At 67.8% G+C, this 25,571-nt stretch carries 25 protein-coding genes; 14 read left to right on the top strand and 11 right to left on the bottom strand.

Annotated features, from left to right (window positions below; genetic code table 11):
- Window positions 1-6: 6 nt before the first annotated feature.
- Window positions 7-1,026 (bottom strand): SAM-dependent methyltransferase, encoded by a 1,020-nt coding sequence (locus AB0B64_RS04190; RefSeq protein WP_358174493.1) that lies wholly within the window; start codon window positions 1,024-1,026, stop codon window positions 7-9.
- A gap of 83 nt (window positions 1,027-1,109) precedes the next feature.
- On the opposite strand from AB0B64_RS04190, the gene AB0B64_RS04185 reads away from it, so the two are divergent.
- From AB0B64_RS04185 to AB0B64_RS04160, 6 genes are all read left to right on the top strand, one after another.
- Window positions 1,110-2,039, top strand: coding sequence for a bifunctional riboflavin kinase/FAD synthetase (locus tag AB0B64_RS04185; protein ID WP_357948116.1), 930 nt, complete (start codon window positions 1,110-1,112; stop codon window positions 2,037-2,039).
- 164 nt (window positions 2,040-2,203) lie between these two features.
- Window positions 2,204-2,473: a 30S ribosomal protein S15 gene (rpsO, locus tag AB0B64_RS04180; RefSeq protein ID WP_214642971.1), complete on the top strand. Its 270-nt coding sequence runs from the start codon at window positions 2,204-2,206 to the stop codon at window positions 2,471-2,473.
- Between the two features lie 273 nt (window positions 2,474-2,746).
- Window positions 2,747-5,083, top strand: coding sequence for a polyribonucleotide nucleotidyltransferase (locus AB0B64_RS04175; protein ID WP_357946786.1), 2,337 nt, complete (start codon window positions 2,747-2,749; stop codon window positions 5,081-5,083).
- Window positions 5,080-6,390: a pitrilysin family protein gene (locus AB0B64_RS04170; protein WP_357946789.1), complete on the top strand. Its 1,311-nt coding sequence runs from the start codon at window positions 5,080-5,082 to the stop codon at window positions 6,388-6,390. The genes AB0B64_RS04175 and AB0B64_RS04170 overlap by 4 nt, the downstream gene beginning before the upstream one ends.
- 80 nt (window positions 6,391-6,470) lie before the next feature.
- Window positions 6,471-7,208, top strand: coding sequence for a 4-hydroxy-tetrahydrodipicolinate reductase (dapB, locus tag AB0B64_RS04165; RefSeq protein ID WP_357946791.1), 738 nt, complete (start codon window positions 6,471-6,473; stop codon window positions 7,206-7,208).
- A 137-nt stretch (window positions 7,209-7,345) separates the two neighbouring features.
- On the top strand, window positions 7,346-7,846 hold the full coding sequence (locus AB0B64_RS04160) for a GNAT family N-acetyltransferase (RefSeq protein ID WP_358174490.1): 501 nt from the start codon (window positions 7,346-7,348) through the stop codon (window positions 7,844-7,846).
- Here the strand turns inward: AB0B64_RS04160 and AB0B64_RS04155 are convergent.
- Entirely contained in the window at window positions 7,843-8,307 is a 465-nt protein-coding gene (locus AB0B64_RS04155; RefSeq protein WP_358174487.1) for a MarR family winged helix-turn-helix transcriptional regulator, read from the bottom strand. The two genes, AB0B64_RS04160 and AB0B64_RS04155, sit on opposite strands and share 4 nt — an antisense overlap.
- A gap of 85 nt (window positions 8,308-8,392) precedes the next feature.
- Between AB0B64_RS04155 and AB0B64_RS04150 the strand changes: the two genes are divergently transcribed.
- On the top strand, window positions 8,393-8,764 hold the full coding sequence (locus AB0B64_RS04150; protein ID WP_358174485.1) for a VOC family protein: 372 nt from the start codon (window positions 8,393-8,395) through the stop codon (window positions 8,762-8,764).
- A gap of 148 nt (window positions 8,765-8,912) precedes the next feature.
- Window positions 8,913-9,134: a S1 RNA-binding domain-containing protein gene (locus tag AB0B64_RS04145; protein ID WP_357946801.1), complete on the top strand. Its 222-nt coding sequence runs from the start codon at window positions 8,913-8,915 to the stop codon at window positions 9,132-9,134.
- A 92-nt stretch (window positions 9,135-9,226) separates the two neighbouring features.
- Here the strand turns inward: AB0B64_RS04145 and AB0B64_RS04140 are convergent, their stop codons facing one another.
- From AB0B64_RS04140 to AB0B64_RS04130, 3 genes are read right to left on the bottom strand one after another with little or no spacing between them, the layout of a single operon-like run.
- On the bottom strand, window positions 9,227-10,102 hold the full coding sequence (locus AB0B64_RS04140; RefSeq protein ID WP_357946804.1) for a 1,4-dihydroxy-2-naphthoate polyprenyltransferase: 876 nt from the start codon (window positions 10,100-10,102) through the stop codon (window positions 9,227-9,229).
- 13 nt (window positions 10,103-10,115) lie between these two features.
- On the bottom strand, window positions 10,116-10,724 hold the full coding sequence (locus tag AB0B64_RS04135; RefSeq protein WP_357946807.1) for a GNAT family N-acetyltransferase: 609 nt from the start codon (window positions 10,722-10,724) through the stop codon (window positions 10,116-10,118).
- A gap of 44 nt (window positions 10,725-10,768) precedes the next feature.
- Entirely contained in the window at window positions 10,769-11,287 is a 519-nt protein-coding gene (locus AB0B64_RS04130; RefSeq protein ID WP_357946810.1) for a CGNR zinc finger domain-containing protein, read from the bottom strand.
- A 44-nt stretch (window positions 11,288-11,331) separates the two neighbouring features.
- On the opposite strand from AB0B64_RS04130, the gene AB0B64_RS04125 reads away from it, so the two are divergent.
- The gene (locus AB0B64_RS04125) at window positions 11,332-11,637 is read left to right on the top strand and encodes a hypothetical protein (protein ID WP_357946813.1); all 306 of its coding nucleotides are present in this window, start codon (window positions 11,332-11,334) and stop codon (window positions 11,635-11,637) included.
- Here AB0B64_RS04125 and AB0B64_RS04120 read toward each other — a convergent pair.
- On the bottom strand, window positions 11,613-13,010 hold the full coding sequence (locus AB0B64_RS04120) for a PLP-dependent aminotransferase family protein (protein WP_358174483.1): 1,398 nt from the start codon (window positions 13,008-13,010) through the stop codon (window positions 11,613-11,615). The two genes, AB0B64_RS04125 and AB0B64_RS04120, sit on opposite strands and share 25 nt — an antisense overlap.
- 40 nt (window positions 13,011-13,050) lie before the next feature.
- Here AB0B64_RS04120 and AB0B64_RS04115 point away from each other — a divergent pair, with 40 nt between their 5' ends.
- From AB0B64_RS04115 to AB0B64_RS04105, 3 genes are all read left to right on the top strand, one after another.
- The gene (locus AB0B64_RS04115; RefSeq protein ID WP_358174480.1) at window positions 13,051-13,935 is read left to right on the top strand and encodes a DMT family transporter; all 885 of its coding nucleotides are present in this window, start codon (window positions 13,051-13,053) and stop codon (window positions 13,933-13,935) included.
- Window positions 13,936-14,183: 248 nt separating this feature from the next.
- Window positions 14,184-15,206, top strand: coding sequence for a hypothetical protein (locus tag AB0B64_RS04110; RefSeq protein ID WP_357946820.1), 1,023 nt, complete (start codon window positions 14,184-14,186; stop codon window positions 15,204-15,206).
- A gap of 73 nt (window positions 15,207-15,279) precedes the next feature.
- A complete protein-coding gene (locus AB0B64_RS04105) occupies window positions 15,280-15,678 on the top strand; it encodes an ASCH domain-containing protein (RefSeq protein WP_357946821.1) in 399 nt (132 codons plus the stop codon).
- A gap of 88 nt (window positions 15,679-15,766) precedes the next feature.
- On the opposite strand, the gene AB0B64_RS04100 is transcribed toward AB0B64_RS04105, so the two are convergent.
- From AB0B64_RS04100 to AB0B64_RS04080, 5 genes are all read right to left on the bottom strand, one after another.
- Complete coding sequence (locus AB0B64_RS04100; protein WP_357946824.1) at window positions 15,767-16,243, bottom strand: GntR family transcriptional regulator; 477 nt, start codon at window positions 16,241-16,243, stop codon at window positions 15,767-15,769.
- 41 nt (window positions 16,244-16,284) lie between these two features.
- A complete protein-coding gene (locus AB0B64_RS04095; RefSeq protein ID WP_357946838.1) occupies window positions 16,285-16,761 on the bottom strand; it encodes a GntR family transcriptional regulator in 477 nt (158 codons plus the stop codon).
- 2,076 nt (window positions 16,762-18,837) lie between these two features.
- Window positions 18,838-19,494, bottom strand: coding sequence for a DNA repair protein RadC (radC, locus tag AB0B64_RS04090; protein WP_357946842.1), 657 nt, complete (start codon window positions 19,492-19,494; stop codon window positions 18,838-18,840).
- 238 nt (window positions 19,495-19,732) lie between these two features.
- Complete coding sequence (locus AB0B64_RS04085; protein ID WP_357946845.1) at window positions 19,733-20,569, bottom strand: alpha/beta hydrolase; 837 nt, start codon at window positions 20,567-20,569, stop codon at window positions 19,733-19,735.
- Between the two features lie 820 nt (window positions 20,570-21,389).
- Complete coding sequence (locus AB0B64_RS04080) at window positions 21,390-22,106, bottom strand: GntR family transcriptional regulator (protein WP_358174477.1); 717 nt, start codon at window positions 22,104-22,106, stop codon at window positions 21,390-21,392.
- Window positions 22,107-22,684: 578 nt separating this feature from the next.
- Between AB0B64_RS04080 and dapA the strand changes: the two genes are divergently transcribed.
- A complete protein-coding gene (gene dapA, locus AB0B64_RS04075; RefSeq protein WP_358174474.1) occupies window positions 22,685-23,602 on the top strand; it encodes a 4-hydroxy-tetrahydrodipicolinate synthase in 918 nt (305 codons plus the stop codon).
- Window positions 23,603-23,656: 54 nt separating this feature from the next.
- Window positions 23,657-25,342, top strand: a complete 1,686-nt coding sequence (locus AB0B64_RS04070; protein WP_357946854.1) for a ribonuclease J — start codon at window positions 23,657-23,659, stop codon at window positions 25,340-25,342.
- Window positions 25,343-25,571: the final 229 nt, after the last annotated feature.

Here is a 25,571-nt window from a genome sequence, read left to right as displayed (position 1 = left end):
GACCTCTTATGGCTTGCGGGCCACCATGATGTCGCGGACGATCGCCTGATCGACCCAGTGCTCGAAGTCCGGCAGATCGACTACGTCGAGCCCCGCCTTGGCGAGAATCTCGGCCAGGTCGTCGCGGGTGCCGCCATAGGTGTTCCACGAGATGCCGAGGGCGCCGCCGGGCCGCAGCAGCTCCGCCCAGACGGGCGCGGCCTTCCTGATGAGCTCCAGGGGGCTGCGCGACAGCCCACCGCCGCCGCCCCTGCTGCCGTGCTGCACGCCATAGGGGGCGTCGGTCACCACGACGTCGAAGGAGCGCGGCTTGAAGAACTCGCGGCTGCGCAGGGTGTCCGCGTTGACCACGGAGACGCGCTGCGTGTCGCCGGACTTGAACTCCTCCTTCGACCGGCTGAAGGAGATGTTCAGTCGCCGGCCGACCAGCGCCCGCTCACGGCGTACGGGCACGGTCTCGGCAGTGTGCTTGAACCGCTTGTTCTTCAGCCAGGTCTTGAGGAAACCGGTATACGCCTCGAAGTCCTTGCTGTCGACATCAGCCCCATAGGCGTCATATCCGTACATGAGGGCCTGGTTGAGCGTGGTGCCACGCCCGCACAGCGGATCGAACACCGACAACCGCTCGTCCAGCCGCCGGTCGCTGGCCAGCACCGTGACGTTCAGCAGCAGCTTGGTGAAGTGCTCGTTCGTCTTGCCGGCGTATTTCTGGATCGTGATCAGATCGCTGCTGAGCCGGTCGAGCGGCGACACGGTGAGCGGCCGCAGCAGCTCGCCCTCGATCCCGTAGAGCGCGTAGACCGAGGAGAGGTTGGACAGCAGCGCGACGTCACCGGCGCCGAGCGGCGCGGCCGTCTCGAAGGTCACGTACGGCAGGCCGCCGATCACGCTCTCCCCGAGGTCCGACACCTCGGTCTCCAGGGCCCGCCGGCCGAAGAAGGCCAGCTCGGCGAGGGTCAGGCGGACCGCGCTCTCACCGTAGACACGGTTGAAGGCAGGCAGGATCAGAAGTGCGTATCGAGGCATGGTGCGGCCGATCGTACCCCCTCGATTGGAGCTGACGCGGCGCCGCATGGCAGGCTGGTGGAGGATTGATCCGCGACAAGCGAATGGGGCCGGGCGTGCAGGGTTCGGAAAGGTCCGCCGTCACGATCGGCGTGTTCGACGGCGTGCACCGCGGGCACCAACAGGTGGTCGAGCGGGCCGTGGCCGCCGCCCGGGAGCGTGGTCTGCGCGGCGTCGCGGTCGTCTTCGAGCCGCACCCCGCCGAGGTCGTCCGGCCCGGGTCCCACCCGGCCCGCCTGACCACGCCGAGGCGCAGGTCGGAGCTGCTGACCGGGCTCGGCGTGGGCGAGGTGTGCGTCGAGGAGTTCACGCTGGAGCTGTCCAGGATGAGCCCCGGCGAGTTCGCCCAGTCGATCCTCGCCGACCGGCTGCGGGCCGCCGTGGTCGTGGTGGGGGCGAACTTCACCTTCGGCCACCGCGCGGCCGGCACCACCGAGACCCTGGTCGCGCTCGGCGAGAAGTACGACTTCGCCGTCGAGGTGGTCCCGCTGCTCGACGGGGTCTCCTCAACCGAGATCCGCGGTCGGCTGACGGCCGGTGACGTCGAGGGCGCCACGGCCGGCCTGGGCCGCCCGCACCGGGTGGAGGGCGTCGTCGTGCGCGGCTACCAGCGCGGCCGCCAGCTCGGCTTCCCCACCGCCAACGTCGAGACGCCGCCCCACACGGCCATCCCCGCCGACGGGGTCTACGCGGGCTGGCTGGAGTGCGTGCCCGTCGCCAACCTGCCCGCCCTCTACGCGGGTGAGCGCTGGCCCGCCGCCATCTCCGTCGGTACCAACCCCACCTTCGAGGGGGTCCCGCGCACGGTCGAGGCGTACGCGCTGGACCGCGACGACCTGGAGCTGTACGGCGTGCACGTGGCGGTAGACTTCGCGGCGAGACTGCGGGGAAACACCCGGTTCGACTCGATCGAAGAGCTCATCGCCCAGATCCACACCGACGTCGACCAGGCCAGGCGGCTGACCTCGGGCTGAGGATAGATGACGCGGCGCTTGACCGCGATGGTAACCTTGCATGTCGGTCCAGTGACGGCGGCGCTGCGCGCTGCTCTGACGGCCTTCGCCGCGGCGACTGTAGGCACGCACGGTCGCTCGCATCATTTATCTATTCGCGCGTGCCTGTAGCTCAAAGGAGAGCCGTGTCCCTCGACACCGCTGCCAAGAAGACCATCATCGCTGAATACGCGACGGCCGACGGCGACACCGGGTCGCCCGAGGTGCAGATCGCGCTGCTCAGCAAGCGCATCAGCGAGCTGACCGAGCACCTGAAGACGCACAAGCACGACCACCACAGCCGTCGTGGCCTGCTCCTGCTCGTCGGGCGTCGGCGCCGCCTGCTGAAGTACCTGCAGAAGGTCGACATCGCGCGTTACCGTGCGCTCATCGAGCGCCTCGGCCTGCGCCGATAGAGTGAGAGGGAGCGGCGTCCGCGTCGCTCCCTTCTCATTGCACCACCGGCGCGTCGAGCGCCGTACAACTGAATATCCGAGACACACTTAAGAGCCCCCGCGTCCGCACAAGCACCAAGCGACCCGCGACGCATGCGGGCCGGTCCTCGGTAGTGGCTTCCGGTAACAGTGACAGTTCTGACCGGGCGCTTCGATCGAAGACCGGCGCTGCACCTAACGAGGGTGCCGGTGAGAAAGAGGGCGCGGGAGACTGACTGACCAAGGAGGTCCCCCGTGGAGGGTGTCCACACCGCTGAAGCCGTCATAGACAACGGCTCATTCGGCACACGCACGATCCGGTTCGAGACCGGTCGTCTGGCGCGCCAGGCGGCGGGTTCCGCCGTCGCCTATCTCGACAACGACACGATGGTCCTGTCCGCGACCACCGCCTCGAAGTCGCCCAAGGAAAACCTCGACTTCTTCCCGCTGACGGTGGACGTCGAGGAGCGCATGTACGCCGCGGGACGCATCCCCGGCTCGTTCTTCCGCCGTGAGGGCCGTCCCTCCGAGGACGCCATCCTCACCTGCCGCCTGATCGACCGGCCGCTGCGCCCGTCGTTCGTCAAGGGCCTGCGCAACGAGGTCCAGGTCGTCGCCACGGTCATGTCCCTCAACCCCGACCACCTCTACGACGTGGTCGCCATCAACGCCGCCTCGCTGTCCACCCAGCTCGCCGGGCTGCCCTTCTCCGGCCCGATCGGCGGCGTCCGCGTCGCGCTGATCGACGGCCAGTGGGTCGCCTTCCCGACGCACCACGAGCTCGAGCGCGCCACGTTCGACATGGTCGTGGCCGGGCGGGTGCTCGCCGACGGCGACGTCGCGATCATGATGGTCGAGGCCGAGTCCACCAAGGACACGCTGAAGCTGATCGCCGAGGGCGCCGTCGCGCCCAACGAGGAGACGATCGCGCAGGGCCTTGAGGCCGCCAAGCCGTTCATCAAGGTGCTGTGCGAGGCGCAGTCGCGGGTCGCGCAGGTCGCGGCGAAGGAGACCGCCGAATACGCCGTCTTCCTTGACTACCAGGAGGACGTCTACGCCGCCCTGGAGAGCGCGGTCAAGACGGAGCTCGCCGCCGCGCTGACCATCGCCGGCAAGAAGGAGCGCGAGACCGAGCTCGACAAGGTCAAGGCGCTGGCCGTCGAGAAGCTGCTCCCCGAGTTCGAGGGCCGCGAGAAGGAGATCTCCGCCGCCTTCCGCTCGGTGATGAAGAAGCTCATGCGCGAGCGGGTCATCAAGGAGGGCCTGCGCATCGACGGCCGCGGCACCAAGGACATCCGCGCGCTGTCCGCCGAGGTCCACGTGGTGCCGCGGGTGCACGGCTCGGCACTGTTCGAGCGTGGTGAGACCCAGATCCTGGGCATCACGACCCTCAACATGCTGCGCATGGAGCAGGTCATCGACACGCTCAACCCCGAGCGGACCAAGCGCTACATGCACAACTACAACTTCCCGCCCTACTCCACCGGTGAGACCGGCCGCGTGGGCTCGCCCAAGCGCCGGGAGATCGGTCACGGCGCGTTGGCCGAGCGGGCGCTGATCCCCGTCCTGCCGTCGCGTGAGGAGTTCCCCTACGCCATCCGCCAGGTCTCCGAGGCGCTGAGCTCCAACGGCTCCACCTCGATGGGTTCGGTCTGCGCCTCCACGATGGCGCTGCTCGACGCCGGTGTGCCGCTGCGCGAGATGGTCGCGGGCATCGCGATGGGCCTGATCGGCGAGGGTGACCAGTACGTCACGCTGACCGACATCCTCGGCGCCGAGGACGCCATGGGCGACATGGACTTCAAGGTCGCCGGCACCAAGGACGTCATCACCGCGCTCCAGCTCGACACCAAGCTCGACGGCATCCCCGCCTCCGTGCTGGCCGCCGCGCTGAAGCAGGCCAAGGGCGCCCGCCTGGCCATCCTCGACGTGATGCAGGAGGCGATCGACTCTCCGGCGGAGATGAACCCGACCGCGCCGCGCATCATCACCATCAAGGTCCCCGTGGACAAGATCGGCGAAGTCATCGGCCCGAAGGGCAAGATGATCAACCAGATCCAGGACGACACGGGCGCCGAGATCACCATCGAGGACGACGGCACCATCTACATCGGTGCCACCGACGGCCCGTCGGCCGAGGCCGCGCGTACGGTGATCAACGGCATCGCCAACCCGCACATGCCGGAGGTCGGCGAGCGCTACCTGGGCACGGTCGTGAAGATCGCCGCCTTCGGCGCGTTCGTCTCGCTGATGCCCGGCAAGGACGGCCTGCTCCACGTCTCCCAGATCCGCAAGCTGCACGGCGGCAAGCGCATCGAGAACGTGGAAGACGTCATGAGCGTCGGCGAGAAGGTCCAGGTCGAGATCGCCGAGATCGACGGCCGGGGCAAGCTGTCCCTGGTCCCGGTCGAGGTGATCGAGAAGGAGGCCGCCGAGAAGGAGGCCAAGGGCGAGGCCGAGTCCGCCGATGGTGCTGAGGCGCCGGCCGCCGCGTCGGACGACAAGCCGCGCGACGACCGTCCCCGCCGTACCCGCACCCGGGTGCGCGCGCCTCGCGCCGACGGTTCCGATGGAGACGACCGCAACTCGTGAGAACCACCACGCTGCACCCCGGCCGTGACGGGGCCGGGGTGGTAAGGCGCACCGTCCTTCCCGGTGGGCTGCGCGTGGTGACCGAGACCATGCCGACCGTGCGTAGTGTCGCGGTCGGCATGTGGGTCGGCATCGGCTCGCGTGATGAGGACTCCCAGCACATGGGGGCCACCCACTTCCTCGAACACCTGCTCTTCAAGGGCACGCCCACGCGCGACACCATGGAGATCTCGGCGTCCATCGAGGGCATCGGCGGGGAGATCAACGCCTTCACCGCCAAGGAATACACCTGCTACTACGCCCGGGTGCTCGACGAGGACCTGCCGGTCGCGGTTGACGTGCTCGCCGACGTGGTGACCAGCTCGCTGATCACCCCCGACGACGTCGAGTCCGAACGCGGGGTGATCCTCGAAGAGATCGCCATGCACGACGACGACCCGTCCGATGTCGTGCACGAGCAGTTCGCGGCGGCGCTCTACGGAGACTCGCCGATCGGGCGGCCCATCCTCGGCACGGTCGAGTCGATCAACGAGCTCCCCCGCGACCGGATCGCCGACTACTACCAGCACCACTACGAGCCGCGCCGCACGGTCGTCTCCGTCGCCGGCAACATCCGGCACGAGGACGTCGTCGAACTGGTCGTGCGCGCCTACGAGCGGGCGGGCGCGCTCGGTGGACCGCTGGAGGCCGACCCGCCCCGCACGAGCGGGCCGGGCGCCCGGACGCGGTCGGGAGTCAAGGTGCTCGACCGTCCTACCGAACAGGCCAACCTGGTGCTCGGTACGACCGGCATGTCCCGTACGGACGACCGGCGCTTCGCCCTCGGCGTGCTCAACGCGGCGCTCGGTGGCGGCATGTCGTCCAGGCTCTTCCAGGAGATCAGGGAGAAGCGCGGGCTGGCCTACTCCGCCTACAGCTACACCTCGGCCTACGCTGACACCGGCCAGTTCGGTATCTACGTGGGCTGCCTGCCGTCGAAGATCGACGACGTGCTCAAGATCTGCCGAGACGAGGTCGTCAGGGTGGTCGACGACGGCCTCGACGCCGACGAGATCATGCGCGGCAAGGGGCAGATGCGGGGCGGGCTGGTCCTCGGCCTGGAGGACACCGGCTCACGCATGTCGCGGATCGGGAAGAACGAGCTGGTCTACGACGAGTTGCTGTCCGTGGACGAGGTGCTGGCCAGGATCGAGGCCGTCACTCCGGACGAGATCGCCGAGGTCGCGGCCGACGTCCTCAACCGGCCGCTCACCCTCGCCGTGATCGGTCCGTATGGCGACAAGGACTTCTCCAGCGCCATCGCCTGATATTGCCCCACTGTCTTGTCGAGGCGCGTGGACCTTCCTCCTGGAGGGTCCGCGCGCTTCGGCAGGTATAGGGTTGACCTGTGATTAAGGTAGGTGTGCTGGGCGCGCGCGGTCGCGTGGGCGTCGAGGTGTGCAAGGCGGTAGAGGCGGCCCCCGACCTGGAGCTGGTGGCGGCGCTCGACAAGGACGACGCCATCGAAGGGCTCCAAGGCGCCGAAGTGGTCGTCGACTTCACCCATCCCGACGTCGTCATGGGCAACCTCGAATGGGCGATTGCCCACGGGATCCACCCGGTGGTCGGCACCACCGGCTTCGGCGCCGAGCGGCTCGACACCGTGCGCGGGTGGCTGGCCAAGTTCCCCGGCACCAACTGCCTGATCGCCCCCAACTTCGGCATCGCCGCCGTGCTCATGATGCACTTCGCCCAGATGGCGGCCAAGCACTTCGACTCCGTCGAGATCGTCGAGCTGCACCACCCCAACAAGGCCGACGCGCCGTCCGGCACCGCCCGCCGCACGGCCGAGCTGGTCGCGGAAGCGCGCGCCAAGGCCGGGATGAGCCCGATGCCCGACGCCACCTCCGCCGAGCTCGACGGAGCGCGCGGGGCCGACGTCGGCGGCGTCCACGTCCACGCCGTACGCCTGAGCGGGCTGATCGCCCACCAGGAGGTGCTGCTGGGCGGCGACGGGGAGATCCTCACGATCAGGCACGACACCATGAGCCGCTCGTCGTTCACCCCGGGCGTGCTGCTCGGTGTGCGCCGGGTGCGCGAGCTGCCCGGTCTGACCGTCGGCCTGGAGCCACTGCTCGACCTCTGAACACACGTCATGCCCACGACCTGACCCGGGTCATGGGCACGACGTGAGGAGGGGATCCCGGCTCCGCACAGCCGAGCCTGTGCCCACCACATTAATATCCAGGGGCGCGAGCAGGCCGAACATGAGACCGTGTCGGCATGGCGCGATGGGTCGAGCCGGGGGAACTGCCCGGACTGGTCGAGGTGGAGCTGGCCGCCGACGGGCTGTTCGAGCAGGTGGGGATCGTCTTCCCGCCGGGGACGACCATGATCGAAGAGGTCACGGATCCGTCCGCCGTGCTGGTCGAAGGGGAGCCGCCCGCCGGGTTCGCGCTGATCGGCTGGGTCGACGGCAACCTGCACCTGGACCAGCTGGCCGTACACCCGTCGCGGATGCGGCAGGGGATCGGCGGGCGGCTCGTCGCGGCGGTGCGCGACCACGCGACCGCGAGCGGCGCGCCCGCGGTGACGCTGACGACCTATCGGGACGTGCCGTGGAACGCGCCCTGGTACGCGCGGCACGGCTTCTCCGTGCTGCCGGAGGCGGAGTGGGGGCCGGAGCTGCGGGCGCTGGTCGAGCACGAACGCGAGCTGGGCATCGAGGTGGCGCCGCGCGTGGTCATGCGGATGGTCGTGGCAGGTCGAATGATGGCGGATTAGACGCCGAGCTCGTCGGCCAGTCGCTTCAGGTATGAGGCGAACTGCCGGCGGTCGTAGTCGTCCCACCCCACGGTGAGCTCGTCGAAAGCGCGGCGTTGCCACTGGCGCGAGCCCGCCAGGAGATTCTCGCCATGCGCGGTGAGCTGCAGCGACGCGCGCCGGCGGTCGTATTCGGACGAGGCGCGGGCCAGGTAGCCCGCCTTGGTGGCGTCCTTGACGATGCGGCTGGCTCCGGAGTGGTCGAGACCGAGCTGATGGGCCACGGTGCCGACGGTGGCCTCCTCGGTGGCGTCATTGCCGGTGTCGACGGCCTCCACGGCCAGGATGTGCTGCACGTGGCGAGTCTCCCCGGTGTGCTCCTCCGAGGCGCTGTTGATCCACCGGCGCGACCAGAAGCGCACCAGCCGGAAGAGCGCGGGACCGCCGTCGCCGTCAGCGGGGGTAACGCCGTGCGCGTTCATGTTCACACTGTACCCCCAGATGGATGCGATATGCACATATAGTGTGTGCGAATCGCATATATTGTCTCTCGTGAGGGAAGGCGACATGTCCATCGTCCTGAACCACCTGATCGTCCCGGCGGCCGACAAGGCGGCCGCCGCCATGTTCCTCGCCGACCTGCTCGGGCTGCCGGTCTCCGAGCCGTCCGGTCCGTTTGTGCCCGTCAGGGTCAACGACGACCTGGCGTTCGACTTCGACGACCGGCACCAGGTCCAGCCTGGCCACTACGCGTTCCTGATCGACGACGACACCTTCGACGCGGTGCTGCGCCGCCTCCAGGAGTCCCCGTCGATCTCGTACGGCTCCGGCCCGGGCCACGGCTGGGACAGCAGGATCAACCACCTCGGCGGCGGCCGTGGCGTCTACGTGCGCGATCCCAACGGTCACAGCTACGAGCTGTTCACGGCCGTCCCCTAGCGGAGTAGGGTGGCGACCGTGACTGCCGGGTCGGCCAAGTGCCATGACGAGACGGGGCGCCCGGTCACGCCTTGATCACCGAGCGGGCCCGTGGCCCGCCGCCTCTCGCGTTCCCCAAGCGGAGATCGCAGAGGAAGGAGGTGATCGCATGTCCAGTGCTTGGGAAGGCTTCACTACGCGGCACACCGTCGGTGATGTGCTCGACGGGCGCGTGGCCAGTGTCTTTCCGTTCGGCGCCTTCATAGAGGTCGCCGACGGCATCCACGGGCTGCTCGTCGGGCCGGAGCAGCGACAGGTCGGGTCGAGCGTCTCGGTACGGATCGCCGAGGTCGACCATGACAACCGGCGGCTGAGACTCACCGCGAGCTGAGGCTGATGGCGCGTGCGGGGGCCCTCACTGGCCCCCGCACGTCGGGTAACCGCCTACAGGGTGACCGTTTACCGCGGTGACCGACTACAGGGCTACAGGGTGATCGCGAGGCCGAGGGTGAACAGCAGCCCGTACGCCAGCTGCAGCTTGCCGGTCTGCTGCAGGACGCCGATCAGCGCCGGGCCCACGGCGCCGTTCAGGACCGTCTTGACCGGCGCGATCGCCAGCGGCGCGGCGAGTACGGCCGCCGCGGCCAGCGGGGCGACCACGATCATGGCCAGGGCGATCACGAACGGCACGATCAAACACGTCGCGTACAGCGTACGAGTGCGCGCCGCGCCCAGGACGACCGCCAGCGTCCGCTTGCCGGACTCGCCGTCGGTCGCCACGTCGCGCAGGTTGTTCACGACGAGCATGGAGCACGACAGGAGCCCGACGGGGATCGAGGCCACCAGAGCGGCCCAGGACAAGTGCTCGGTCTGCACGTACGCGGTGCCGACCACGGGCACGATGCCGAAGAAGACGAACACCGCCACCTCGCCGAGCGCGCGGTAGCCGTACGGAGACTTGCCGCCGGTGTAGAACCAGGCGGCGGCGATGGCGGCGGCGCCCACGAGCAGGACCCACCACGCCCGGGTGGCCAGGACCAGGATCAGCCCGAGCACCGCGGCGACGCCGAAGCAGCCGAGCGCGGCCGCGAGCACCTGCGGCGGCGTGGCCACCCGCGAGCCGACCAGGCGCATCGGGCCGACCCGCTGGTCATCGGTGCCGCGGATGCCGTCGCTGTAGTCGTTGGCGTAGTTGACGCCGATCTGCAGCGACAGGGCCACGAGCAGCGCGACGATCGCGCGCCACCAGACGAAGCCGTCCTCGCCGATCGCCACGCCCGTGCCGACCATGACGGGCACGATGGCGTTGGGCAGCGTGCGGGGACGTGCGCCGGCGATCCACTGGCCGGGGGTTGCCATATCGACGAATCCTCTAGCTGATGTCGGTGGTGAGCCTGACCATGCGGATGGGACGCCCCATGTCGAGCACGCGCTCGGCCATGTCCTCGCCCCAGCCGGCCGACTCCAGGAAGCCCAGCACCGCGTAGTTGTCGGCGAACACCCAGGTGACGATCTGCCGGAAACCGTCCTCCCGCAGGTGGTCGACGGTGGCGTTGAGCAGTCGGCTGCCATGCCCGCGCCGGACGAAGTCGGGATCGACCAGCAGGGTCAGCATCTCGGCGACGATGGTCGGGTCGAGGTCGGGGTCTTCGGCGGGGGCGTGTGAGGCCAGGCCGACCACCCGCTCACCGCCGCGCGGCGTGGCCAGGGCGGCGCTGCCGCCCACGCCTAGAGCCGGGAAGCCCTCAGTGTCGAGGATGGTCTCCACCGCCACCAGCACCCGGTGCATGGGTGTGGGCGGGGCGACGATCGCCTCGTCCCACTGCCGCAGCCACATCTTCTCCGCCGCGGCCCCCGTCATCTGCTCGAGCGGCCCCTCGGGGAGGAACTCCCGATAGCCGTAGCGCCAGGCGCGGATCTGAGTATTCGCAACCTGGAGCACATCCTCGCGCCGGGCCGCCCGGACGCCTACGTCTGCCATCTCGGCCCGCTCCTTCGCCTGCCGTCCATGCCACAAGGCACGAGTTACACCGTATCGGTGTTTGAGCCTTGGAGATGACGCGAACCCTGCTTCCTCGCCCGGTAGGCGCGCGTTTTGGTGCGGTTGCCGCATACCCGCATGGAACACCACGAGCGTGATCGGTTCTTCGAGGAGTCGATGAACGCCCACTGGCACATGCTCTCGGCGCAGACCTTCAGCCGGTGCCACGACTGATCTGTCACGGCGGCGGCGATCCTGGCCAGACCGCCCCGGACGCCGTCCTCGACGGGGATCAGATCCGGGGTGGCGCCGACGCGTACCAGCAGCGGAAAGGCCAGCAGTCCGGGCATCTCCGGAGTTTCGCGTCTTAACCCCATCCGCAGGACTTCCCGCAGGGTGAGCGCGGCGGTGAGGTCCTCGTCGGTCGCGCGGTCACGCGGGCCGATCAGACCCCGCTCCCGGAGCCAGATGGCCAGCTCGGCGGGTGAGGCCAGCTCGTCGGCATCGGAATCGAGAGCGTAGGTGTTCACGAAGTCGCGCACGAGCTCCGCGGGCGCCAGCATGTCACCACTGTACGGCAATAGCAGGTTGCGCCATCATGGGTCGCATGATCGTTCGCACCTGGCGAGGCTGGACCCGGGAGTCTGATGCCGCGGCCTACGAGGACTACCTCCTGCGTACCGGATTTCCCGGCTACACCGAGACGCCGGGCAACCGCGGCGCTTACTTCACCAGGCGCGCCAGCGGGGACATGACCGAGTTCTTCCTGATCTCGCTGTGGGAGTCGTGGGAGGCGATCAGGGCGTTCGCCGGCGAGGATCTGGGCGCGGCGGTCTTCTACCCGGAGGACGACGCGTTCCTGGTCGACAGGGAGCGGACCGTGGAGCACTACGAGGTGTTCGCCAGCGCCTGAGCCAGCCGGCGCACCCCCTCGGCCAGCTCCGCCAGATGGGCGGCCGCGATGTGCGTGACGCGCAGGCGGGGTCCTGGCGGCTCCGACGGGTAATGGATCCTGCCGGGGCTCACCAGCACACCGTTGCGTTTCGCGGCCTCGACCAGGGCGTTCTCGTCGGTTTCCGGTGGCAGCCGTACCCACAGGTGCATGCCGCCCTTCGGCAGCAGATGCAGCTCGGCGGTGGGCAGCCGCGCGGCCAGCTCGGTGGCGAGCGCGTCGCGGCGGACCAGGATCTCGCTCCGTACGTTCGCCAGATGGCGGCGCCAGCCGGGCGACTCGACGAACTCCAGCACGGTCTCCTGCAGCGGACGCGCCACGAAGAACGACTCCACCAGCTGGCTGGCCCGCAGCCTGTGGGAGGCCGGGCCGCGCGCGATGACGGCCGCGACCCGCGCGCTCGGTGACAGGATCTTGGTGAGCGAGCAGATGTAGACGACCGTGCCGTGCGCGTCCATCGACACCATCGGCGGCGGAGTCCGGTCACTGAGGTAACGCGCGTAGTCGTCCTCGATCACGAACGCGCCCGCCGCCCTGGCCACCTGGAGCACCTGTTCCCGGCGTTCGTGGGTGAGGGTCGCGCCGGTCGGGTTCTGCAGGGTGGGCTGGCAGAGGAACACCCGCGCGCCGGTGACGGCGAACGCCTCGGCCAGCAGATCGGGCCGTACGCCGTCTCGGTCCATCGGCACGGCCGTCGCCCGCAGGCCCGCCGCCCTGGCCGCGGCCAGGGCGCCCGGATAGGTCGGCGTCTCGACCAGGACCGGCGTCCCCGGGGCGGCCAGTGCCCTGAAGGCGTGCGTGAGCGCGGCCTGGCCGCCGCTGACGATCAGCGCGTCGGCCGCGGTCACGTCGCCCCCGGCCTGCGTCGCGAACCACCTGCGCAGCTCCGCCAGCCCGCTCAGCGGCGGCATCGCCCACGCCCCCGGCCTGCGCACCGCCCGCCCCGCCGCGGCGGCCAGCTGCTTGTCGGGCCTGAGGCCGGGGTTGAGGTAGCCGCCGGTGAGCGGGATGACGCCCTCGGGCGGCGGGGTCAGCAGCCCGGTCACCGGGCTCTCGTCGACCACCCGATCGCCCAGGGCGACGGTCTGCCAGGAGAAGTCCGGCGGCTCGTTGGGTTTTGCGGGCAACTGGGCGATGAACGCCCCGATGCCCGGCTTGGTGACCACCCGGCCTTCGGCCGCCAGTTGCCCGATGGCCCGCGAGACCGTCACGGGGCTGACGTTGTGGCGGCGCATGAGCTCTCTGGAGGAGGGGAGGCGGTCTCCCGGCCGCAGCCGACTGAGCTCTTGGCGCAGGATCGCGGTGATTTGGGCGATACTGCTATCCTGTTCCATGACGGATAAGAATAGCGCTATCGTTGGCGACAGAGTAGCGGTGGTCGCTTCCCCGGGGTCTCCACGAGGTCAGGGCACTCTCCTCGCCTTTCTCGGCGCACTCGCCTTTTCCGGCTCCTTTCCCGCCACCGCCTACGCGATGCGCGGCTTCGACCCGTGGCTGGTCGCCATCGGCCGCGCCGTGATCGCCGGCGTCATAGCGCTCATCTGCCTCAAGGCCGCCCGTCTTCCCCTGCTCCCGCCCCGCCATCAGTGGCGCTCCTACGGGGCGATCTCGCTCGGTGTGGTCTTCGGGTTCCCCGTCTTCAGCGGTCTGGCGCTGGACCTCGGTGCCACCACCGCCCACTCCGCCGTGGTCATCGGCCTGCTCCCGGCCGCCACCGCCGTCTGCGCGGTCGTGCGCGCCGGCGAGCGCCCGCGCCCCCTCTTCTGGCTGGCCTGTGCGGCAGGCGCCATCGCCATCACCGCCTTCACCCTCACCCGTGGGCAGGGCACGGCCGCCTGGCCCGACGTCCTCCTGCTCGGCGCCCTGGTCTCGGCGGCCGTCGGCTACACCGAAGGCGCCCGGCTCTCCCGCGAGACTCCCGGCTGGCAGGTCATCTCCTACGCCCTCGTCCTCTCTCTGCCGCTCACGGTCCCGGTGACGGCCGTGCTCTCCCTCACCACCCCCGTCCACCCGTCGGCCCAGGCGCTCGCCGGGTTCGCGTATGTGGGGGTGATCTCGATGTTCCTCGGGTTCGTCCCTTGGTACGCGGGTTTGGCCAGGGGAGGCATCGCCAGGGCGGGGCAGACGCAGCTCACGCAGCCGCTGTTGACGCTCACCTGGGCTTGGGTGCTGCTGGGGGAGAGGTACGGTCCGGCGACTGTGGCGGCCGCGGTGGCCGTACTCGTGTGTGTGGCTGTCACGCAACGCACGCGTACTTGAGGGCGGTGCGGTGTGTCTGGCCGTCGCCATGACGCGCCAATAGGTGACGGCGGGTGACGTGCGTATGGCCGGGCGCGCGCCTCTGCACCGTCGGCGCGATGCGCCCGTACTTGAGAGGCATGGCGCCACCCGCGGGGCAGGAGGCGGGAGGCTTGAAAGACATGACGTTGCCCCGCAGGACAGGAGGCGGGAGGCGTACTTGAAAGCCGTGACGCCGCCCCGCAGGATAGGAGGCGGAGGTGTCACACATGGCAGACCTCACCATTCCCGAAGGCGGCTTCTGGCCGGCCCCGGAGATCCCGCAGCCGAATATCTACCCGATGGAGTGGCGGGTCGAGACGGCCAAGCTCGCGGCGATCTACGAGAAATCCAAACGCACGGTCTGGAACCCGGCCGACCTGCCCTGGGACGGGCTGAACCCGGACGACTTCACCCGTGAGCAGCGTCTCGGGATCATGTACTGGTTCGCCGTGCTGGCCAACTTCGACGCCTCGGGGCCGGCGGTGTTCGCCCGCGCCACCATCCAGGCGTTCGAGAAGCACGAAGAGGATCCGGTCCGGAAGTGCTTCTTCTCGATCACCCGCGACGAGATGAACCACGAGGAATGCTGCCAGCGGACCATCGCCAAGCTCTGGCCCGGCGGCCCTCTCGACTGGACCCCGTCCGACGACCTGGAGAAGGCCGCCCACAACAACATCGGCTGGCTCTATCACAACGGCGGCCGCTACTGGACCGGCTACAACGTGGCCGTGGGCAAGTACACGCTGCCCGTGCTCTTCACCAGCTTCATGATGGGCGAGATGGCCGCCTCGACCCTGTTCAGGGGCATGGCCTCGGGCACCGAGCATCCCGTCTTCGGTGAGATGTTCCAGCGCATCGGCCGCGACGAGTCCCGACATCTCCAGATTTGCATGGTCATTCTGGAGAACGAGTGGCCCGGCCTGACCGACGAGACCCGCGCCCTCATCACCCGCCAGCTCCGAGCCGGCTTCGTCTTCCTGTCCATGATCCTCTGGGAGCCGCCGGAGGGCTTCTGGGAGCTGCCGCCGTACTTCCTGGCCAATCACCGCGTCCTGATGGACCACGCCAGGCAGGCCGGGCTGGGCGTCCTCTCCTTCGAGGAGCAGGCGGAGAACTGGCGGCTCGCCATGGCCCGCATCCGCGCCATCGTCGAACGCTGGGGCATCGCCTTCCCCGCCATCCCCGAACTCGACCTGGAGGGCGTACAGGTCGACTTCATCGATCCCGAGGAGATCATCCCGGTCTTCTGAGGAGACGGCGCCACCGCAGCGGACGTCGACCGGATCATCGGCGCGGGTTGCGGCGACCGTTACGATCCGTTGCATGTGGGGACGCATCGATGGGCTCCGCGTGCTCGAACTCGGCATGGCCGGCGAGCAACGCACCAGGCTGACCGACCTTGTCCTGTCCGGTGCCAAGACGGCCACGGCGGGCCTGCTGGAGCTCGACTACGAGGCCGAGGACGAGCCACTGGAACACGTGGGGGAGCGCCTCGTGCTCGTGGACGACGAGGGCTCACAGGCGGCTCTGCTTGAGGTGGTGGGGGTGGAGCAGGTGCCGTTCGGGGCGGTGAGCTGGGAGTTCGCGCAGGCGGAGGGGGAGGGGTTCCGCTCTGTCGAGCACTGGCGTGAGGTTCACGCACGGTACTGGGCCGGGCTTGGGCGTGAGGTGACCGACTCCTCGACGATCGTCTGCCTGACTTTCCGCCTTGTTACTCCCTAGGCGAGCGCTCTTCGGGGTGCTCGTGGGCCGGCCACCAAATTGCTAGGAAGCGCTTGCGGGTCGGAGCGATCGCCTGGGAGCTCTTCGGCTATTCCGGCCAGTCTTCCTGAGCGACCACGTATGTGCCTCGATAGGGGACGGTGAATACCCAGCCTCGCTCCCGAAGGGACTCGACCGCCCTTCGGGCCGTGACCTTGGCGACCCCATGGCGCCGCATCAGCGTCTTTTCGCTGAATATCGCCCGGTTGGGCCGGAACTCACCGCGGCGAATTCGCTCAACGATGTCGTCCGCGATGTCTTCGAAGACCAGTGTCTTTCGTCTTTGTCGCGGCACTCCAACCGCGCCCACGTATGTGCCCTCGCCGGACACCGTGTGGGCCACCTGACGCTCGCGCAGTTCTCTGGCGACTCTGCGTGCCGTCGTCCTGGCAATGTCGAACTCCGCCTCCAGCGCCGCTTCGCTCGGCAGAGCCTGTCCGACCAGTAGCTCGCCCTTGAGAATTCGATCGTGGAGGATGTCGGCGACCTGCTTGTAGATCGGAATGGGTCCTTCACGATCGATCATGTCTGTATTCTAGATGTCTCTATACAAGCAGTCGAGTAGTTTCAGTCCTGGGGCCAGGACTCCTTGGGCGACACATAACTGCCACGCTGGGCAACCGTGTAAATCCAGCCGCGCTCGCGAAGAAGCGCCATGGCGCGCCGCACGGTTTCGCGAGCGCAGTCATACTGCTGAAGAAGCGCTGTTTCGCCGGGGATTGGACGTCGCGGCAGATACTTGCCTGCCTTTATCTGTTCCGTCACGTCTGCTGCTATCTGCTGATAAAGCGGGACTTTACGCTGCTGCCGTGGCGCCTCGTTCGGTGCGCCGACGAAGGTTCCCTCGCCCTGGACGGTGTAAATGAGACCCTTTTCGCGGAGCACATGAATCGCTCGTCTGGCGGTGGTCCTGGCGACTCCGAACTCGGCCTGGATGTCGGCCTCGCTCGGCATGGGTTGCCCCGAGGTGAGACCGGAGAGCCGCTGGCGGAGGATCTCGGCGATCTGAAGGTAGGGATGGGTGTCTCCATCATAGTCGAGCACATACGCAAGATAGGCGAAGAGGTACGACCTATCCCATATCCATCGGCCTAAATAGAAGTCTCGACTGCTCTAGCTAGCCAGATCGATACAACTAGACGTAAGATGCAGGCATGGCTCGCGCGGAGCGAAGGCTTTACAACGGCTGCATCGGGCGTCACGTTGAGGCGGCGCACGACGACTGCATACGCATCGACTGGGATCCAGTGGGGCCTTGTGCTGAGCGGATACGTGTGCGGGACCACACCTGTGACTGCCTGCCGGTCTTTTACGAGCTGTGTCAGGCAGGCGGTCAGCGATACATCCGCAGAACGACGAGGAAGGGTGGGCGAGTGGTGGTGGAGGAGAGCGTCCGAACGAACGCCTCTCAAACGGACATCCTGTGGTCCCTGTTGCTGTGGGGAGACGCTCGATGATCGCGAGACGCCGTCGGAGCATCCTCGGGTGTCTTCTCGCCCGGCTGCGTGACATCCGTGACCGGACGCGCTCAGCCTGTCCGTTCTCCCGGCAGACGTCATCCCAAGAACTCCGCGTCCTGCCGGGGACCCACCCGTTCGCGCAGGTCCCCCTTCCGCGCCTGGGACCTGCGACGACCTTCTGGTGGGCCATTTCGCTGGAGTTGCGGAAGACGGCTTGTTCGAAGGGCCGCTCGCGGAACGTCGCGGTTTCGGAGTTCAGGTCGGCGCAGGTCCGCGAGACCTTGCATGCGGGGACCTTGCATGTGCGGATACCGCTGTCCGCACTCAGATCGCCGACGGCGCTGGTCGGTAGTCGCCTGCGATGCCCGTAGCGCTGCGGGCCGCACTTCGCTGTGCGCTGATAGGGCGCGGCCGACCGCCGTAGTCGCCCCCGCCTCGATCGGCTCCCGCGGCATTCGCGTCAGCCCCCTGCGGACCGTCTTCACCCTGCCGGCCGTCCGTAGCGACTCGAGCAGGTCGTTAGGTCCGATTGGGAAAGAGCCATCATGAACGTGTCCTTCCGGGAGGCTTCCGGCATTTCCCTTTGGCCGTCACACGATGGCTCACCCCAGTGACTGATCGTTGCTGCCACTCGGCGGGGCTTCATCGACTAGGTCGCGCTGGCCCCGCATCCCGCGTCTGATACGGGGCCAGCGACGAGGCAGCCGCCCTCTACAGTCGAGCGGCTGCGATTTCAGAGAGTCTTCGTGCACTACGGGTTCCCTGATCGCCGGTGATCGCAGTTCGCCGACGCTCCGAGAACCCGCGTGGGGGATGCTGAGCCTTTCCCACACGCCCGCTACTGGGTAGACCGCGCAGGGAGTCCGACCGTCCACGGTGTTACTGCGCTGGCGCGCGTAGTGGACGGACCCAGTAGCGGGTAGACGTGGTCCCATGCCCTCCGGGAGGCACGGGACCACGCTGGTGCGAGCGGTTGGCCGACTCACGTCAAGTCGACCTGCTCGCAGAGGTAGCGTCTCACGCTCTGCTGAGGGAAGCCTTGCCTTCAGAGCTATCAACGCAAACATGCCTTTCGCTGGGCTTGCGGTGGATCAGCACCCTTAGGGGTGCTCAGAACGCCGCATAAAGGCTCGGCAAGACGCGAGAGCGCGTCGAGCGAATGCGCAGACGAGGGCGGCCGCCAGAGATGCCGTCCCGCAGAGCGGTGTAGTTTCTCGGCCACTCGGCCCCCGTTCATCCCTCGTAGGAGCCATACAGCGAGATCGTGGATCCACCACTCAGTGGGACGCCATCCGGCCGTACGGTCCTGATAACAGCGAGAGAGGCCTTCAGCGGTGACGGGGCTCGCCTCGGGTCGGCCTCGACGATCTGGTGCTTGGGGAAGGGCCGAGGACGGTCGGGGTTCGGCGGGCTGGAGCGCGCCTGGGGCTCGGTGGTCGATGACGTCCCGCGGAGCGATGTGGTTTCTCACCTGTTCAGCGCTGTCGCCCACGTAGGAAAGGCACAACGAGATCGTTGATCCACCACGACCCAGGTTGTTTGGCTGGGGGTTCGGTGGTCGGGTCGCGTTTGAGATCCGGTAGTACGGGGGTCGGCCCAGGGACGGTGCCCCTCAGGGTGCGCGGAGAGTGGCCCGGTCCCGAACCACCCTCCGCAGCGGTCAGAAGGGCACCCGACGCCATGCCGTTTCCGTGATGATCAAATGATCGAGGAATTGCAGCCCGACCGTCTTAGCAGCCTCGGCGAGACGCGCCGTGGCCAGCAGGTCCGCTTCGCTTGGATCGAGAGAGCCGCTCGGATGGTTGTGCGCGACCCCGAATGCCGCCCCGCCAGCCGTCAGCACCGCAGTGATGATGTCCCGAATCGGCACCGTCGTGTGGTCGGAGCCACCCTCGGTCAACACCATACGCCGCAACACGGCCCCCCGAACGTCGCACGCCATCACGACCAGCCGCTCCCGGGAATGGCCGCGGAGCAGCGGAGCGACGACTGTCGCCAGGTCGGAAGTGCTGCTGATCTTGGTCCGCTCAGGATCTGTCTGCGCTCGCCGTACAAGATGGAAAGCCGCCGCCACCCGCGCCGCCTTGGCGGGCCCGACGCCAGGCACGGCGAGCAGGCGGTGCGGCTCGGATCGGGCCAGCCCGTCGAGATCGCCGCAGTGCGCGATCACCTGGGCCGCCAGATCCATCGCGCTCGCCCCTCGAAAACCGGAACCGAGGAGTACGGCCAGCAGCTCCCGGTCGGCCAGGGCCGTGGCCCCGCTCGCCATCAGCCGCTCGCGTGGCCGCTCACGTATGGGCAGGTCTTTGACTCGCATCCGCAACCTCCAGAACGGTTGTATCAACGAGCACTGACAACCTTGGCCTGGCCAGGAGGGATCGCCTGGAATGTCGCGGGGAACGTCTTTCGAGCTTCGATCGGGCTGACTTAGCGATCTCGCCTGGAGTCTCTCGGGAGTCGACTTTCGGATGCGATGCGATCAGTCCGTGAGGGTGATCGCGACCGCGTACGCCAGCCCCGTCACAAGCCAGGTCGTGACCTGTACGCCGGCCCTTTCACAAGCCAGATCGCGCCCGCGTGCGGAGGGTGAGCCAGGCGCGGATTTCGTCCATGAATGGGACGGGCGCGTCATGGTGGACCAGGTGACCGGCGGCGTCGATCAGCGAAAGCTCGGCCGTGGGGATCAGGCCGTGCAGTCGTCGGGCGATATCGGTGGGGATCCACGCGTCGCTGGTGCCCCACAGGATTCGTACGGGGATACTGATGCGGCCCAGCTGTTCCTCGTTCTCTTCGAGGAAGCGTTCGTCATAGTGGGCGATCTGCCGGTAGAAGGCGGGCTGGCCTTCCTCTCCCGTCCACGGCTGCACCAGGGCGTCGAGGTCGTCGTCGCGCAGGCCGCGGTGGCTCGCGCCCTGAACGTAGGCGCGGACGATGGCGGTATGGATGTAGGCCGGTAGCCGCGGCAGGACGTCAGGATGATCTTGTACGAACTTGAAGAAAGGCGAGCCGCTGGGCGGGATGGCCACGACGTCGACGAGCATGAGGGAGGCGTAATCGACGCCCAGGATCAGGTGCGTGCGCAGGGATACGGCGCCGCCGAAGTCGTGGGCGATCACATGTGGCCGGTCCAGCCCCCAGTGCGCGAGCAGCGCCGCGAACGCATCGGCCTGCGCGCCGAAATCCACGGGATGATCGGCGTGCTTGGACGACTGGCCATATCCGGGCATGTCCCACAAGTAGACGGTGAAGTTGCGGCTCAAGGCCTCCGCGAACGGCTGCCACAACACTGACGAGAACGGCGTGCCATGACAGAACACCACAGCCGGACCGGCACCCGCGCGTCCCCAGGCGATCTTCCTCCCATGCCACTCGAATCGCTCCGTAAGCTCCATGCCCACTCATGGTAGTAAGCCGTCCTCAGTGGGTCGGTGCATCACATCCGAAAGTCAACCCCCGAGAGACTTCCAGGCGAGGCCACTTAGCTTGATGTTGTTTCGAGCCGAAGCCCATGTGGCGGCGCTGGACAAAGGCGCTCGCCGGTTCGGGTGGTGGTCCGTGAGTGGTTGAGCCTCGATCTAGTAGCACGCCGCCGACCAGGCCGTATAGAGCCGAGCAGGGGAGGAGGAACGCCGCTGACCAGGCCGTATAGGGCCGAGCAGGGGAGGAGGAACGCCGCTGACCAGGCCGTATGCGGCCGATCGGGCGAGGAGGAACGCCGTCCGGGATGACGTCCCAGCGCGTGGACGTCCCAGCGGGTGGACGTCCCAGCGGGTGGACGTCCCAGCGGGTGGACGTCCCAGCGCGTCGTGGAATTGCGTCCCTGGGTGGAAGATCTATGGCGTCGTCCAGATCACGTTCCGTTGGTCTCGATGATCGCCTTATGGGGTTCATCGCCTACTCCGGGGATGGCCAACGTCTCACAGACGCACGACCGGTGGGGCGTCATCGGGTTGCCGGTGCTGGAGCTGATCATCGAGCTGCAGCAGGTGATCATCGCTCGAAGCCCTCGCTGTTCGCGAGGTCATCGGAATTCCACCGCTTTGGGGGCGCGATCAGCCGCGCCGCGCGCCAGGAGCGCGGGCCCTCGGTGGTGAGCCGTCGATGCTGTGTGGACGGGTCGGCCGCTGCCGCCACGAAGGGTGAGCCCCGGTGGTCATCCGGCTGAGCTCCAGGCCGAAGAGGCGGGTATCGGCCCGGAGCTCTCAGATTCGGTCAAACAGGCATGCTGTACATGATCCGGAAGCGGTCTCCCGGAATAACGATGTCGCTGGTCTCCACTGGGCGGTCGCCTGCCCAATGGGTGCGTTCCACGTGCAGGACGTGGATGCCAGCCGGCAGATCGAGGGCGTCGCTCTCCGTGGGGCGGGGTACGCGGGTGTGCACGCTTTCGACGATCTCCGTGATCTTTATCCCGTGCGCGTACACCCTGGCGACCAAGCTGCGCCGTTCCTCCTCCGTGTGGGCGGCGAACTCCAGAGGCTCGTACGAGGTGGCGAGCTGGAGCGGCCGGCCATCGCCGCGGAAGACGTAGTGCGTCCTCGTCAGGGTGGTCGATTCGTCGAGCCGCAGCCGTCTGGCGATGTCGGGTCCGGCTTCGGCGGGTTCGCTGTGCCAGTCCCAGGTCACACGCCGACCCTGGGACTGCAGGTCGGCGGCGAACGGCGCAGGATGATCGAGGAAGCGCCATCGGTGCAATGGGGAAAGGTCTGGGCGTTCTCTGACGTAATGACCCGATCCCACGCGGCCGATGATGAGACCTTCGCTCGCCAGCACGCGCAGGGCGTGGCGGGCTGCGGTTTCGCCGACCTGGTACTTGCGGGTCAGTTGCGCCCGTGAGGGAATGGGTGCACCGGGGGGAAGGGTGCCGTCGGTGATCTGTCGCCGAATGTCTTCGACGACACGCAGGTAGACCGGATCTGAGGTGGCCACTAGTCCATCCCTGGGGGTTCGTGTGAGGCGTTGCCCTATGTTGCCGTATTCGACAGGTAACCGACCGTCATCGAGGTCACTTGGAGCCCCAACTTTGCGGCGGCAGAAAATTATCAAAGAAACCCTGTAACGCCGATGTAAGAGTGACCGATTCTTCGGTAGAGGTCGTCGATGTGTGTACCCCCGAGCACATATCGGCGGCCTCTTCCCATGCGCGGCGCGAAGTCGCTCGCGCGGGCGGTGCTCCTCGTCGGTGGTGGTTGCCGGATATGTAAAGACATGTCGGCAGAGGTCATGGTGTCTGTGTGCGGCATGTCGAGCTGCGGTCGTACGGCAGGCACGTGGCTCCGCACGGAATCCAGTGATCACTGTGAGCGGCGGGTCGGTGATCCGGTGCCGGACCCGCGAACCGGCTCAGAGAGCCATTCGGTGGCCGGGAGGGGCACGCTAGGGACGTGTCGAGTGCGGCCGGACATGCCCTGAGATGCCGGGGAACGGCATGACAATACGCGGCCCCAGGCAGGCAAAGCGGGGTGGCGGCGTCCACCGCTTTTGCGAATCCAGGTAGCGTTCGCACTATGGCTTCGCCAACTGGAACCACCGACGCGCCCTTCGGCCGTATGTTGACCGCCATGGTCACGCCGTTCACACCTGACGGTGCGGTCGATTACGACGCCGTGCGGCGCCTGGCCACCTATCTGGTGGACGAGCAGCGCAACGACGGCCTGATCGTCAGCGGGACGACCGGCGAGTCGCCCACCACCTCTGATGAGGAGAAGGAGCGCATTCTGCGCACCGTTCTCGAGACGGTGGGTGATCGGGCAACGGTGGTGGCCGGGGCGGGCACCAACGACACTCACCACAGCATCTTGCTCGCGAAGGCCGCGGCCCGCGCGGGTGCTCACGGGCTGCTCGTAGTGACGCCGTACTACAGCAAGCCCCCACAAGAGGGCCTGTATCAGCACTTTGCCGCTGTGGCCGACGCAACCGACCTTCCGGTGATGCTCTATGACATCCCCGGGCGCAGCGGCGTGCCGATCAAGATCGAAACCCTGATCCGGCTCGCACAGCACGAACGCATCGTGGCCGTGAAAGACGCCAAGGGCGATCTGTTCCTCGGCAGCCAGATCATGGCGATGACCGATCTCGCCTTCTATTCGGGCGATGATCTGCTCAATCTGCCCTGGCTCTCGGTTGGCGCGGCCGGGTTCGTCAGCGTTGTCGGCCATGTGGTCGGCGCCGACCTGGCGCGCATGATCGACTTGTACAGGAACGGCGACGTCGTTCAAGCACTTGCGGTGCACCGCCAACTGGCGCCCGTGGTCGAAGGGATCATGATGAGCGCTGGCGGCGCGATCATGGCCAAGGCGGCACTGGGCATGGTAGGAGTGCCGGTCGGACCAGTGCGGCTGCCGTTGGTGGCCGCGACAGAGAAGCAGATCGCCGAGCTGCGTGCTTGCCTGGTAGCCGGCGGGGTGAAGTTGACAGACGCATAGGAACGGGGAGGAACCGGGAGTTTTGAGAACACGATTTGACCATGGGGGCCGGCTATGAGCCATCCACATCCGGAGCTTGGCCCCCCGCCGGCGCTGCCGGAGGGCGGCCTGCGCATTGTCGCGCTGGGCGGGCTGGGTGAAATCGGCAGGAACATGGCCGTCTTCGAATACGACGGCCGATTGCTGATCGTCGACTGCGGGGTGCTTTTCCCCGAGCCGGACCAGCCGGGCATCGACCTGATCCTGCCTGACTTCGAATACATCAGGGACCGGCTCGACGATGTCGAGGCCGTGGTCCTGACCCACGCGCACGAAGACCACATCGGGGCCGTGCCATATCTGCTTCGTGAGCGGCGCAACATCCCGCTCATCGGATCCAAGCTGACGCTGGCCTTCATCGAGGCCAAGCTCACCGAGCATCGGATCCAGCCCACCAAGATCGAGGTGGTCGAGGGCGAACGGCACAGGTTCGGGCCGTTCGACTGCGAGTTCTTGGCGGTCAACCACTCGATCCCGGACGCGCTGGCGGTGGCCATCAGGACACCCGCCGGCATCGTGCTGCATACCGGCGACTTCCGCATGGACCAGTTGCCGAGCGACGGCCGCCTCACCGACCTCGGTGGGTTCGCCCGTCTTGGTACCGAGGGCGTCGACCTGCTGATGTCCGACTCGACCAACGCTGAAGTGCCCGGGTTCGTCACCAGCGAACGGGAGATCGGCCCGGTCATCGACGAGGTGATCCGTACCTCGGAGCAGCGGGTCATCGTGGCCAGCTTCGCGTCGCACGTACACCGCATCCAGCAGGTCATGGATGCGGCGGCCAGACACAATCGCAAGGTCGCCATGGTCGGACGCTCGATGCTGCGCAACATGGGCGTGGCCCGCGATCTCGGCTATCTCAAGGTGCCGCCGGGGCTGATCGTCGACTCGCGCGACATCGAGGAATGGCCGCCGGAAGACGTGGTGCTCGTCTGCACGGGTTCGCAGGGCGAGCCGATGGCGGCGCTGTCGAGGATGGCCAACCGGGATCACCCGATTCGCATCGCCGAGGGTGACACCGTCTTGCTGGCGTCGTCGCTGGTGCCGGGCAACGAGACCGCCGTCAACAAGGTGATCAACGGCCTCACCCGCTGGGGTGCCCGGGTCGTGCACAAGGGCAACGCCAAGGTGCACGTCTCCGGACATGCGGCCGCCGGCGAACTGCTCTACGTGCTGAACCTGACCCGCCCGTCGAACTTCATGCCCGTCCACGGCGAATGGCGGCACCTGCGCGCGCACGCCAAGCTCGCCGCGCTCACCGGCGTGCCTGACGATCACATCGTGATCGCGGAGGACGGCGTCGTGGTCGACCTGGTCGACGGCAGAGCCAAGATCGTCGGTGCGGTCCATGCCGGGTACGTCTACGTCGATGGCTCATCCGTCGGCGAGATCACCGACACCTCCTTGAAGGACCGCAGGATTCTCGGCGACGAGGGCTTCATCTCCGTCGTCGTGGTGGTCGACTCCAGCACCGGCAAGCTCACCGGTGGGCCGGAGATCCACGCGCGTGGCTCCGGCATCGACCCGGCGCAGTTCGAGGAGTTCATTCCGCAGATCGAGAAGGCACTCGAGGAGAAGGCCGCAGACGGGGTCGTCGACATGCAGGAGATCCGCCGGGTGGTCCGCCGCACGGTCGGGCGCTGGGTGAGCGACACCTACCGCCGGCGTCCGATGATCATCCCCGTGGTGCTCGAGGTCTGACCTCCGTATGGGTACGGCAGGCATGAGCGCCTGCCGTACCTCCGGGAGTCGCATCGGAGCCTCTCGTGTCGCTGATTCTGCGGCCTCTGCTGACATCCGGCGTCCCGAATCCCGGTTGCACCGACACTCGGCGGTCCCACGGACTTCCGCCGATTCTCGGTGCATCGGACATCCGGCGGTCCCGTGGCCTCTGCCGATTCGCAGTGCCCCGGACACTCGGCGGTCCAGT

This window comes from Nonomuraea sp. NPDC049129 (assembly GCF_040648495.1).
GTDB lineage: Bacteria > Actinomycetota > Actinomycetes > Streptosporangiales > Streptosporangiaceae > Nonomuraea.
Note: the sequence above shows the minus strand (reverse complement) of the source record. Positions and strands in the feature narration are given on the sequence as shown.

What these genes read in the sequence shown, in the direction of transcription:
- AB0B64_RS04135 (WP_357946807.1), bottom strand. Translation starts at nt 10,724, where the DNA reads ATGGCAGACGTAGGCGTCCGGGCGGCCCGGCGCGAGGATGTGCTCCAG.
- AB0B64_RS04110 (WP_357946820.1), top strand. Translation starts at nt 14,184, where the DNA reads ATGGCAGACCTCACCATTCCCGAAGGCGGCTTCTGGCCGGCCCCGGAG.
- AB0B64_RS04145 (WP_357946801.1), top strand. Translation starts at nt 8,913, where the DNA reads ATGTCCAGTGCTTGGGAAGGCTTCACTACGCGGCACACCGTCGGTGAT.
- AB0B64_RS04105 (WP_357946821.1), top strand. Translation starts at nt 15,280, where the DNA reads ATGTGGGGACGCATCGATGGGCTCCGCGTGCTCGAACTCGGCATGGCC.
- AB0B64_RS04160 (WP_358174490.1), top strand. Translation starts at nt 7,346, where the DNA reads ATGGCGCGATGGGTCGAGCCGGGGGAACTGCCCGGACTGGTCGAGGTG.
- AB0B64_RS04155 (WP_358174487.1), bottom strand. Translation starts at nt 8,307, where the DNA reads ATGAACGCGCACGGCGTTACCCCCGCTGACGGCGACGGCGGTCCCGCG.
- AB0B64_RS04130 (WP_357946810.1), bottom strand. Translation starts at nt 11,287, where the DNA reads ATGCTGGCGCCCGCGGAGCTCGTGCGCGACTTCGTGAACACCTACGCT.
- AB0B64_RS04190 (WP_358174493.1), bottom strand. Translation starts at nt 1,026, where the DNA reads ATGCCTCGATACGCACTTCTGATCCTGCCTGCCTTCAACCGTGTCTAC.
- radC (WP_357946842.1), bottom strand. Translation starts at nt 19,494, where the DNA reads ATGCGAGTCAAAGACCTGCCCATACGTGAGCGGCCACGCGAGCGGCTG.
- AB0B64_RS04070 (WP_357946854.1), top strand. Translation starts at nt 23,657, where the DNA reads ATGAGCCATCCACATCCGGAGCTTGGCCCCCCGCCGGCGCTGCCGGAG.
- AB0B64_RS04125 (WP_357946813.1), top strand. Translation starts at nt 11,332, where the DNA reads ATGATCGTTCGCACCTGGCGAGGCTGGACCCGGGAGTCTGATGCCGCG.
- AB0B64_RS04185 (WP_357948116.1), top strand. Translation starts at nt 1,110, where the DNA reads ATGGGGCCGGGCGTGCAGGGTTCGGAAAGGTCCGCCGTCACGATCGGC.
- AB0B64_RS04140 (WP_357946804.1), bottom strand. Translation starts at nt 10,102, where the DNA reads ATGGCAACCCCCGGCCAGTGGATCGCCGGCGCACGTCCCCGCACGCTG.
- dapA (WP_358174474.1), top strand. Translation starts at nt 22,685, where the DNA reads ATGGCTTCGCCAACTGGAACCACCGACGCGCCCTTCGGCCGTATGTTG.
- AB0B64_RS04100 (WP_357946824.1), bottom strand. Translation starts at nt 16,243, where the DNA reads ATGATCGATCGTGAAGGACCCATTCCGATCTACAAGCAGGTCGCCGAC.
- AB0B64_RS04085 (WP_357946845.1), bottom strand. Translation starts at nt 20,569, where the DNA reads ATGGAGCTTACGGAGCGATTCGAGTGGCATGGGAGGAAGATCGCCTGG.
- AB0B64_RS04150 (WP_358174485.1), top strand. Translation starts at nt 8,393, where the DNA reads ATGTCCATCGTCCTGAACCACCTGATCGTCCCGGCGGCCGACAAGGCG.
- AB0B64_RS04120 (WP_358174483.1), bottom strand. Translation starts at nt 13,010, where the DNA reads ATGGAACAGGATAGCAGTATCGCCCAAATCACCGCGATCCTGCGCCAA.